The organism is Candidatus Polarisedimenticolaceae bacterium (assembly GCA_036376135.1).
Lineage (GTDB): Bacteria > Acidobacteriota > Polarisedimenticolia > Polarisedimenticolales > DASRJG01 > DASVAW01.
In genome coordinates, this window is the sequence record DASVAW010000106.1 from 1 (window position 1) to 7,240 (window position 7,240).

General features: G+C 70.6%; 7 protein-coding genes. 2 read left to right on the top strand and 5 right to left on the bottom strand.

The features are described 5' to 3' along the window. Nucleotides 1-620 (top strand): hypothetical protein (locus tag VF139_10750; GenBank protein ID HEX6851869.1); only part of this gene is annotated, 620 nt, incomplete at its 5' end. Between the two features lies 1 nt (nt 621). Here VF139_10750 and VF139_10755 read toward each other — a convergent pair. The 3 genes from VF139_10755 to VF139_10765 are packed head-to-tail and all read right to left on the bottom strand — an operon-like array spanning nt 622 to nt 5,078. Next, the gene (locus tag VF139_10755; protein ID HEX6851870.1) at nt 622-2,568 is read right to left on the bottom strand and encodes a protein kinase; all 1,947 of its coding nucleotides are present in this window, start codon (nt 2,566-2,568) and stop codon (nt 622-624) included. Between the two features lie 25 nt (nt 2,569-2,593). Continuing rightward, a complete protein-coding gene (gene cydB / locus VF139_10760; protein ID HEX6851871.1) occupies nt 2,594-3,610 on the bottom strand; it encodes a cytochrome d ubiquinol oxidase subunit II in 1,017 nt (338 codons plus the stop codon). Nucleotides 3,611-3,614: 4 nt separating this feature from the next. Next, entirely contained in the window at nt 3,615-5,078 is a 1,464-nt protein-coding gene (locus tag VF139_10765; GenBank protein ID HEX6851872.1) for a cytochrome ubiquinol oxidase subunit I, read from the bottom strand. 46 nt (nt 5,079-5,124) lie between these two features. On the opposite strand from VF139_10765, the gene pepE reads away from it, so the two are divergent. Further along, nucleotides 5,125-5,823, top strand: coding sequence for a dipeptidase PepE (gene pepE / locus VF139_10770; protein HEX6851873.1), 699 nt, complete (start codon nt 5,125-5,127; stop codon nt 5,821-5,823). On the opposite strand, the gene VF139_10775 is transcribed toward pepE, so the two are convergent. Both VF139_10775 and VF139_10780 read right to left on the bottom strand, forming a co-directional pair. Further along, on the bottom strand, nt 5,807-6,868 hold the full coding sequence (locus VF139_10775; protein HEX6851874.1) for an alkene reductase: 1,062 nt from the start codon (nt 6,866-6,868) through the stop codon (nt 5,807-5,809). The genes pepE and VF139_10775 overlap by 17 nt on opposite strands. A gap of 119 nt (nt 6,869-6,987) precedes the next feature. After that, nucleotides 6,988-7,240 (bottom strand): hypothetical protein (locus VF139_10780; protein HEX6851875.1); only part of this gene is annotated, 253 nt, incomplete at its 5' end.

Sequence of the window (7,240 nt, forward strand, 5' to 3'; positions counted from 1 at the left end):
GGGACCCGAACCAGTACTACACCGCCGTCTTCAGCGGTACCTCGTCGGCGTCGGCGATGGTCGCGGGGGCGGCGGCGTCCCTGCGCGGCGTGCAGCGCGCCTGCAACGCGACGCCGATGCTGCCGACGTACGTTCGGTCGCTGATGGCCTCGACCGGCTCCCCCCAGGTCGCCGGCCCCGTCGCCGGCAACATCGGCACGCGGCCGAACCTCCGCGCCGCGATCGACGCGCTGACGGTCGACCAGGACGGCGACCTGTACACCGAGTGCCTCGGGGACTGCACCGATGCCGATGCGACGCTGTGGGGGGTGCCCGGGGAGGTCGCCGGCCTGCGGTTCGTCTCGAAGACCACCCTCGCGTGGTCTCCCCCCGCCTCTCCCGGCACTTCGACGGCGTCGCGGTACCAGCTCGCGCGCAGCGCGGCGAAGGCGATGACGGCGCCGGAGTGCCTGCTCCCGGACACCTGGCCGGGGGAACAGGCCACGGACGCGGACGTTCCCCCCGCGGGGACCGCGTTCTTCTACCTCGCACGCGCGGTCACCGACTGCGGGGAGGGCACGTTCGGGGCGGGCCGCGTCATCCAGCTCGACTGCGCGGGCCTCGCCGCCGCGCGTCCGTGAGTCAGGGCCGGCTTCGTTCGATCGCCTCGAGGATCAGCTCGAACCGGCGCTCCCCCCGAACGCCCGCCAGGAAGGCGTTCCGGCGAAGCCAGAGCGCGCGCTCGTCGCCGTTGCGCACGCCGCGGTCGAGCCAGTCGAGCGCCTCGTCGACGTTTCCGGCCAGCGCGTGGACCTCGGCGACCTGCCACGCCCCGAACATCGCGAGCTCGGCCCACTTCAGCGACTCCGCGTCGAGGGTCCGGACCGCCTCGGCGCCGCGCCCTTCCCTCGCGAGGAGCAGCGCCCACAGCAGCCGAACGCGGTGGTTCGGGTGCTTCGACGCTCCGATCGCCTCGAGGCGCCGGCGGGCGGGCGCGATCTCTCCCTCGTGAAGCTCGAGCCGCGCCATCGCGCGGGTGGCGGCGAGGTTCCCGGAATCCTGCTCGAATACCTTCTCGATCTCCCGGCGCGCCTCGGCGACGTGCCCGGCCTCGAAGAACCCCTCCGCCAGCAGCAGCCGGGCGACCCAGAAGAGGGGAACCGCGTCGAGCATCGCACGGCTGCGCGACTCCGCTTCGGCTTCCCGGCCGCTGTACCTCGCGTCGATCGTGAACCAGACGAGCCCCGGCTGAGAGGCCGGAGCGAGCTCGAGCGCCCGCTTCAGCTCCGCGCGCGCGGACTCCTTCCGGTTGAGGTAGAGCAGTGCGGCCCCGAGCGCCGCGCGCCCCGAGGCGAGCTCGGGGCGGGAGGCCACGATCTCCCGCGCCGCCCCCTCGCACGCGTAGATCTGCGTGCCGTCGTTGGAGAACCCCTCGTGGATCGCGATGAGGCGCGTCACGCCGAGCATCGCGCGCGCCGAGGCGAACTCCGGATCGAGCTCCACCGCCCGGGCGAGCATCTGCTGCGCCCTCGGCAGGTCGAGCTGCGAGCGAAGGAACAGCATCGCCTTCTCGAAGTCCTCGTTCGCCTCGACACTTTCCGAGCGCACCTCGCCGATGGACGTCAGGCTCGCGGGGGTTCTCGCCTTCGGCTCGGGCCCGGACCGCGGCCGGCCCCCGAGCCATGCGATTCCCGCCACGACGACGACGGTGGCGAGGACCGCGGCGATCGTCCCCACAGGGGGACGCGTGGGGGGCGCGTCGAGGGCGGCGGCGAGCTCGCGGGCAGACCTGAACCGTTTCTCCGGCGCCTTCTCGAGACACCGGCGGGCCGCCCGCTCGAGCGAGGGGGGCACCCCCTTCGGCAGGGCCGGAGGAGGTTCCCGGAGGATGGCGGTCATCGTTTCGGCGCCGGTCTCGCGGTGGAACGGGCGAGAGCCGGAGAGCATCTCCCAGATCACCGTACCGAGGGCGAAGAGGTCCGAGCGCGCGTCCACCACACCGCCGCGAACCTGCTCCGGGGACAGGTAATCGGTCGTTCCCATCACGACGCCGGGAGTCGTCAGGCTCGTGCGGGTCGGGGTATGCGTGGCGTCGTCGGACACCGCCGTCCCGACGAAGGCGGCGAGGCCGAAGTCGAGGATCTTCGTGCGGCCGTCCCGGGTCAGGAAGAGGTTCTCGGGCTTGAGATCCCGGTGGACGATGCCGCGATCGTGCGCGGCGGAGAGCCCGTCGGCGACCGCGAGCGCGATCGCGGCCACACGCTCCGGCGGCATCGGCCCCTCGTGAAGCGCCTCGCGCAGCGTCCGCCCGTCGAGCAGCTCGGTGACCGCATAGACGGTCCCGTCGTCCTCCCCGAACCCGTGGATCGCGAGGATGCCCGGATGGGCGAGTGCCGCGACCGCCTTGGCCTCGCGCTCGAACCTCGCGAGCCGCTCGGGATCCCGGGCGAGCGACTCCGGGAGGAACTTCAGGGCCACGTCCCGGTCGAGGGACGTGTCGCGGGCCTTCCACACGACACCCATCCCCCCCTCGCCGATCTTCTCGACGAGGCGGTACGGCCCGATCCCCCGTCCCGCGTGGAGCGACATTCGGCGGAGTATAGGGGCGGAACGCTCAGTACGAGTGCTCCGACAGGACCACCTTCCCCCGGAACGTCCAGTAGATGATCCCGGTGTAGGCGAGCACGAACGGCATCCCCACGAGGGCGATCCAGAGACCGAGCTTCAGCGTCTTCGCGCTCGACGCGGCGTTGTAGATCGTCCACGACCGGGCCGGGTCGTCCGAGGCGACGACGAGGTTCGGGAAGATCGCGAGGCCGAAGAGCGCCACCATGCACGCGATGGTCAGCGTGGAGGACAGGAACGCCTGGCCGTATTTCCGCCGGAAGAGGGCCCTCGGGACGTTCGCGATCGCGAGGATGTTGAGGACCACGATCGCCGCCGCCCACGGGTGCGACTCGAAGTTGCGGACCGCGGTCGGAATCGCGATCAGCGTGTAGATCGTCGTCATCAGGTAGAGGACGAGGAACGCCCCCCACGTGTGCCACATCCAGCGGCCCAGCCGCTCCTGCACCGACCCCTCGGTCTTCAGGTAGAGGAAGATCGCGCCGTGCTCGGCGAACAGGGCGACCGCGAGCAACCCCACGAGGATCGGGTAGGGACGGAGGAGGTCGAGGAACCCGCCGGCGAAGACCCCGCGCGCGTCGAGAGGGATCCCCAGGATGGCGTTTCCGACGGCGACCCCGAACAGGAGCGTCGCGACGAGGCTCGACAGGAAGAAGCCGCCGTCCCAGAACGTCCGCCAGCCCGACGCCTCGACCTTGCTCCGGAACTCGAGGCTCACCGCGCGGAGGATCAGCGCGAACAGGAGGAGCATGAAGGCGAGGTAGAACCCCGAGAAGACGGTCGCATACGCCTCGGGGAACATCGCGAACAACGCCCCTCCGAAGGTGACGAGCCAGACCTCGTTCCCGTCCCACAGGGGGCCGATCGCGTTCACGAAGGTGCGCCGCTCGAGGTCGCTCTTCGCGAGCGGGTGGAGGATCCCGACGCCGAGGTCGAACCCGTCGAGGACCGCGTATCCGGCGAGGAGGATGCCGAGGAGCCCGAACCAGACCAGGTGCAGATCCATCCCTTCAGTCCTCCACCGGCCCGTGCTGGATCTTCTTGTTCAGGAGGAACACCCACACCGCGCCGAGCAGGAGGTAGATCACCCCGAACATCGCGATCGACGCCGCGACCTGGCTCGACGTGACCGCCTCGCTGACACCGTCGGTCGTGAGCAGCCCCGCGGGCATCGTGCGCACGGTCCCGTCCGGCATCGGGACCGGCGCGGTCTCGTACGCGACGAAGCCGTCGCCGTCGCGCAGAGGCTCGCCCGCGGCGTCCCGCGCCACCGGAGGATGCACGATCCACGGCTGGCGTCCGACTTCCGCCGCGATCCACCCCGCCTGGTTGGCGATCGCGGCGGGGACGACCGCGAAGACGAAGACCCACAGCAGCCACCGGGCCCGGAACAGCGAGCCGCGCCAGCGCAGCCACGATGCGAGCACGGTCAGCGCGATGAAGAAGAAGCCGCTTCCCACCATCAGCCGGTAGGACACGAACGGGACCACGACCGGCGGCCGATGCTCGGGGCGGAAGGCGTCGAGCCCGAGCACGGCCCTCGAGCCGTCCCCGGTGAGCATCCAGCTCAGCAGGCCCGGGATCTCGACCGCCGCGTCGAGGCGGTGCTCCGCGTCGTTGGGGAGGCCGAACACGGCCAAGCCCCCCGGCCCTGTCCGGTAATGCGCTTCCATCGCCGCCATCTTGGCGGGCTGCGTGCGGTAGACGTTTTCGGCCTGGAGGTGCCCCGAGACGAGCGCCGCGAGGCTGGCGACCGTCGCGAGCACGAGCCCCCCGGTGAACGAGCGCTTGGCGAACTCGAGGTGCCGGCCGCGCAGGAGGTACCAGGCGCTGATGCTCATCACGAAGAAGGCGCCCATGAGGAACGCGCCGATCAGGGTGTGCGTGAGGCGGTGCACCGTCGAGGGGTTGAAGACGAGCCGCCAGAAGTCGGTGATCTCGGCGCGCATCATCGTCTCGCCGTTCACGACCCAGGGGGCGCCGTCCCTCAGGATCGGCACGATGTGCGATCCCGCGGGGGTCTGCTGCCACGCGTTCGCCACGACGATCCAGACCGACGAGAAGATCGAGCCGAGCGCGACCATCGCCGTCGAGAAGAGGTGCATCCTCGGCCCGACGCGGTCCCAGCCGAAGACGAGGACCGCGAGGAACCCCGACTCGAGGAAGAAGGCGAAGATCCCCTCCGCGGCGAGCGCGGAGCCGAAGACGTCGCCCACGAAACGCGAGTAGGCGGCCCAGTTGGTGCCGAACTCGAATTCCATCACGATGCCGGTGGCGACCCCGAGCGAGAAGTTCAGCGCGAAGATCCTCGTCCAGAAGCGCGCCGCCTGCTCGTAGATCGGCTCTCGCGTCCTGAGGTAATTCGCCTCCAGCCAGACGAGCACCACCCCCATCCCGATCGTCAGGGGCGGGAAGATGTAGTGGAACATGATGGTGAGGGCGAACTGAAGGCGGGAGAGCAGGACCACATCCATCTGGAGGGCCTCCAAAACGGATGCGCCACTCTAGTACACTCCGGTCATGCGACGCCTGCTGCTCGTGAGCACCTCGACGACGTTCGGAACGGGTTATCTCGACCACTGCGCCGAGGCGATGCGGGAGACGCTCGGCGGGGCGACGCGGGTCCTGTTCGTGCCGTGGGCCCTCGCCGACCGCGGCGCGTACGCCGCGAAGGCCCGCGAGCGCTTCGCGGCGATGGGGATCGCGCTCGACTCCATCCACGACGCGAAGGACCCCGTGGATGCCGTCGAGGACGCGCAGGCGATCTTCGTCGGGGGCGGGAACACCTTCCGCCTGCTCAGGAGCGCGGAGGAGGCGGGGGTCCTGGGTCCGATCCGCCACCGGGTCGCGGGGGGGATGCCCTACCTCGGCACGAGCGCGGGCTCGAACCTGGCCTGCCCGACGATCCGAACCACGAACGACATGCCGATCGTGCAGCCGGCGTCGTTCGAGGCGCTCGGGCTCGTCCCCTTCCAGATCAACCCGCACTACCTCGATCCGGAACCGGGCTCGCGCCACATGGGAGAGACCAGGGAGACGCGGATCCGCGAATACCTCGAGGAGAACACCCTCGTGGTGGTCGGCCTGCGCGAGGGGTCGATGATCCGGGTCGAAGGGGACCGGGCCACCCTGCTCGGGGCCTCGGGAGCGAGGGTCTTCCGCCGCGGCGCCGACGCCGAGGAGCTCGGCGCCGGGGCGGATCTCAGCGGACTGCTGTGAGCTCCGGGTAGTCGATGTACCCCTTCTCCGTCCCGCCGTAGAACGTCCTGCGGTCGGGGGCGTTGAGGGGAGCGTTCCCGGCGAACCGTTCCGGAAGGTCGGGGTTCGCGAGGAACGGCACGCCGTAGGCGACGAGGTCGGCGAGGCCGGAGGCGATCGCCCGCTCCCCCGTCTCCCGGTCGTACCCGCCGTTGACGATCAGCGTCCCGTCCCACGCGGCGCGAAGCGGCGCGTTCAGCGGGTCGGACGGGGGGAGCATCGCGAGGTGGAGGTACGCGAGGCCTCTCCCCGAAAGCGCCTTCACGGCGTGCGTGAACGTCCGCTCCGGATCCGAGTCGGAGATCGAGGCGTTGTTCCCGGTCGGAGAGAGCCGCACGCCGACCCGGGCCGCGCCGATCGCCGCGGTCACCGCCTCCACGACCTCGAGAAGGAAACGCGCCCGGTTCTCGAGGCTTCCACCGTAACGATCCGTCCGGTGGTTCGTCCCGTCGCGCAGGAACTGGTCGATCAGATAGCCGTTCGCGCCGTGCAGCTCGACGCCGTCGAAGCCGGCCTCGATCGCCCGGCCGGCGGCGGAGGCGAACTTCGCGACGTAACCCGGGATCTCCCCGGTCTCGAGGGCGCGCGGCACCGGGAAGCGCTGCATCCCGTCGTACGTGAAGGCGCTCCCGTCGGGGGCGATCGCGGACGGGGCGACCGGAAGCGATCCGTCGGGGCGCAGGGAAGGATGGGAGACGCGACCGACGTGCCACAGCTGCAGGAAGATCCTCGACCCCCGGGCGTGCACGGCGTCGACGACCTTGCGCCACGCGGCGACCTGCGCGTCGGAGTAGATGCCCGGAGTCCACGCGTATCCGGCGGCGTCGTCGGAGACCTGGGTCGCCTCGGTGACGATGAGCCCGGCGGACGCCCGCTGGGCGTAGTAGGTGACGTGCAGCGGGGTCGGCGCGAGCCCCTCCCCGGCGCGGTTGCGGGTCATCGGCGCCATCACCATCCGGTTCTTCAGGTCGTACGGGCCCAGCCGGGCCGGGGTCAGGAGCTTCATCGTTCGCCTCCGTGGTTGCGGCGTTTGCGATGAGGCCGGGTTTCAGTTCACGGTGGTGCGAAGCGTGTTGAACAGCTCCGGATCCACGACTGCCTGACCTTCCGTTTCAAAGGTCGGCCTCAGTAGGCCAGTGAGAGGCGGTGGGGAGCGTTGAGGATCCCGGGCGTGATCCAGGTGCGCCGGTAGACCTCGAGCCAGCTCGCGGGGACCCGGACGCGGGCCGGGAACAACCGCCGCGCCAGTACCCGCGCCCAGCTCCACGGCTCGCTCGTCAGACCCAGCCGCATCGCCGGGGTCGTGGGATCGGGCTTGCGCTCCGATACCCCCTTCACGAAGTTCCGCCACGCGATCGCGAGGTACAGGCGTTCGAGA